The sequence below is a fragment of the Streptosporangium sp. NPDC006013 genome, from assembly GCF_040614275.1.
Lineage (GTDB): Bacteria > Actinomycetota > Actinomycetes > Streptosporangiales > Streptosporangiaceae > Streptosporangium.
Window position 1 is genome coordinate 1 of sequence record NZ_JBEXUE010000829.1, and the last position, 2410, is coordinate 2410.

At 67.4% G+C, this 2410-nt stretch carries 4 protein-coding genes; 2 read left to right on the top strand and 2 right to left on the bottom strand.

The annotated features are described in order from the left end of the window. The first annotated feature begins 75 nt into the window (after nt 1-75). On the top strand, nt 76-789 hold the full coding sequence (locus tag ABZ260_RS50040) for a metallophosphoesterase (RefSeq protein WP_350912240.1): 714 nt from the start codon (nt 76-78) through the stop codon (nt 787-789). Between the two features lie 230 nt (nt 790-1019). On the opposite strand, the gene ABZ260_RS50045 is transcribed toward ABZ260_RS50040, so the two are convergent. After that, nucleotides 1020-1169, bottom strand: a complete 150-nt coding sequence (locus ABZ260_RS50045) for a GPGG-motif small membrane protein (protein WP_350912242.1) — start codon at nt 1167-1169, stop codon at nt 1020-1022. A gap of 22 nt (nt 1170-1191) precedes the next feature. Beyond that, a complete protein-coding gene (locus tag ABZ260_RS50050; protein WP_355632736.1) occupies nt 1192-1704 on the bottom strand; it encodes a DUF6328 family protein in 513 nt (170 codons plus the stop codon). A 66-nt stretch (nt 1705-1770) separates the two neighbouring features. Between ABZ260_RS50050 and ABZ260_RS50055 the strand changes: the two genes are divergently transcribed. Then, nucleotides 1771-2367, top strand: a complete 597-nt coding sequence (locus ABZ260_RS50055) for a hypothetical protein (RefSeq protein WP_355632739.1) — start codon at nt 1771-1773, stop codon at nt 2365-2367. Nucleotides 2368-2410: the final 43 nt, after the last annotated feature.

Here is a 2410-nt window from a genome sequence, read left to right on the forward strand (position 1 = left end):
GGCGGCTCCCGGGCTGGTCGTCCACAACGAGATCGATGTCGTGAGCGTGGTGGAGCCGGTGAGGGAGGAACAGCTGTGAGCGCGCTGCGGATCGCGGCGGTCGGAGACGTGCACCTGGACGAGAGTCTCAGGGGGGATTACCGCAGGCGGCTCGACGGCATCGAGGATCGAGCCGACGTGCTGCTGCTCGCCGGCGACCTGACCCGGCACGGCACCATGGAGGAGGGGGAGATGGTGGCGGACGAGTTCCGCGACCTGCCGATCCCGGCGGTGGCGGTGCTCGGCAACCACGACTACCACTCCGACCGGCCCGCTGAGATCGCCGCGCTGTTGCGCGGGGGCGGGATCGAGGTCCTGCACGACGACGCGACGGTGATCGACATCGACGGGATACGGCTCGGCGTGGCCGGTGGCAAGGGCTTCGGCGGAGGGTACGCGGGCAAGTGCGCCAGCGACTTCGGTGAGCCGGAGATCAAGGCGTTCGTCGGCCACACCAAGCGGATCGCCGATCGCTGGCGGGTGGCGCTGAAGGAACTGGAGGCCGACTACCGGGTCGTGCTGTCCCACTACTCGCCGGTCAAGGACACCCTCGACGGGGAACCGCTGGAGATCTACCCCTTCCTCGGCAGCTACCTGCTGGCCGAGGCGGTCGACGCCGAGGGCGCCGACCTGATCATCCACGGGCACGCGCACGCCGGTACGGAGAAGGGCGTCACCCCGGGCGGCATCCGGGTGCGCAACGTGGCGCTGCCGGTGCTGGGCCGGGCGTACGGGGTGTACCTCCTGTAGACGAGCCCCCTGCAGATGGGCGCCGCCCCTCCCCCGCACCGCCGGGCGCACCGCCGTGGGGGCCGTCGGCGGCGGGGGAGGGGCGGACAAGAAGAAGCGGGCCGGGGAGACCCGGCCCGCGAGGCTTCTTGGGAGTTCGGGGCGACTTGTGTTCCTACGAGCGTGAAGCTCGCCTCGAATGGTTAGTGGGCCGACACTGGACAGGTGTTTTCGCGAGCGCGGAGCTCGCGTCAGACATTGAAAATGCTCACACCCCCGGGACCGATGAGGAAGCCGAGGACGATGAGGACGATCCCCCAGAGGAGGTCGCGACGGGCCAGGATCACATAGATCCCGGAGATGACGAGGATAACTGCGATGATCCAAAGCAAAGTAGCCATAATCAGCCTCTGCCCTCACAATTCATGACTTAACATCCTCGTCATCCTCTGTGCGGTATAGATCGATTATTGGCTGAACGAACCACAGCCAGGCGCTGGACAGGGCCACGGCCCCGCCGAACACCGCCGCCGGCCAGGCGTTGATGACCGTCTCCGCGACCAGCGCGACCGAGCTCGTCATCGCGATCGCGAGCCCGGCGGCCCCCGCTATGCCGACTCCGTTGGCGCGGTGCAGCATCTTCTCCTTCAGCCCGGTCCGGAACAGCAGGCGATGCTGGGCGGCCGGGGTGATGAAGCAGACGGACACGATGGCGGCGCTCAGCAGGGCGATGAAGAACAGCCAGTGCCCCAGGACATCGACTTTGTTGAAGCCCGCGGCGAACGGCAGCGTCAGCAGGAAGGCAAAAAGCACCTGCACGCCGGTGACCGCGACGCGCAGGCCCTGTAAGAGCTCACCGAGCTCGCGGTCGACGCGTTCCTTGCGGGTTTCTCCAGGATGGGGATTTTCTCTTTGCGTATGTTCGACCTGAACCATACGCCCCGTTTACCCGAGTCAAAGTCCGGCATGCCTACCGTGGATGTTATGGGGTACGCGTGAGCCATGGGCAGCCACAGTCATGAGGTCACGGACGCAATCCTGGAAACGCTGAAGCGGGCGAGCAGCGGGCTGAAGGAGGCGGATGTCAGGTTCGCGCTCGCCGGAGGTTGTGCGGCGTACGCGCGCGGGGCCGCACCCTCGCTGCACGACGTCGACTTCGTCCTCCCCGTCGAGGACGTGCCGCTCGCGCTCGAAGCGCTGGGCAAGCTGGGCTTCGAGACGGTCAAACCGCCGGAGGACTGGCTGGTCAAGGCATTCGACCAGGGCAGGCTGGTGGATCTGATCTTCTCGATCTGCGATCACCCGATCACCCCGGAGCTGCTGAAGCGGGCCGAGCCGATGAAGACCTCGGCGGTGATCCTGCCCGTCCTGGAGGCCACCGACCTGGTCATCTCGTGGCTGCTGCCGTTCTCCGAGCACACCTGCGACTACGGCTCGCTGCTGCCCCAGGTCCGTGCCCTGCGCGAGCAGGTCGACTGGAACCGTGTCGCCGCCGTCGTGCAGGACTCCCCGTACGCCTCCACCTTCCTCACCCTTCTCGGGCGCCTCGATGTCATCCCCGACTCCCTCGACTCCTCGGGCGACCCGGCCTGGCCCTGAAGTGCCGTCGGGGCGGCACCGGAAACGAGCGGGGCCCCGCCGG

Excerpts from the sequence above, each read along its gene's own strand:
- ABZ260_RS50045 (WP_350912242.1), bottom strand. The coding sequence starts at position 1,169 with ATGGCTACTTTGCTTTGGATCATCGCAGTTATCCTCGTCATCTCCGGG.
- ABZ260_RS50050 (WP_355632736.1), bottom strand. The coding sequence starts at position 1,704 with ATGGTTCAGGTCGAACATACGCAAAGAGAAAATCCCCATCCTGGAGAA.
- ABZ260_RS50055 (WP_355632739.1), top strand. The coding sequence starts at position 1,771 with ATGGGCAGCCACAGTCATGAGGTCACGGACGCAATCCTGGAAACGCTG.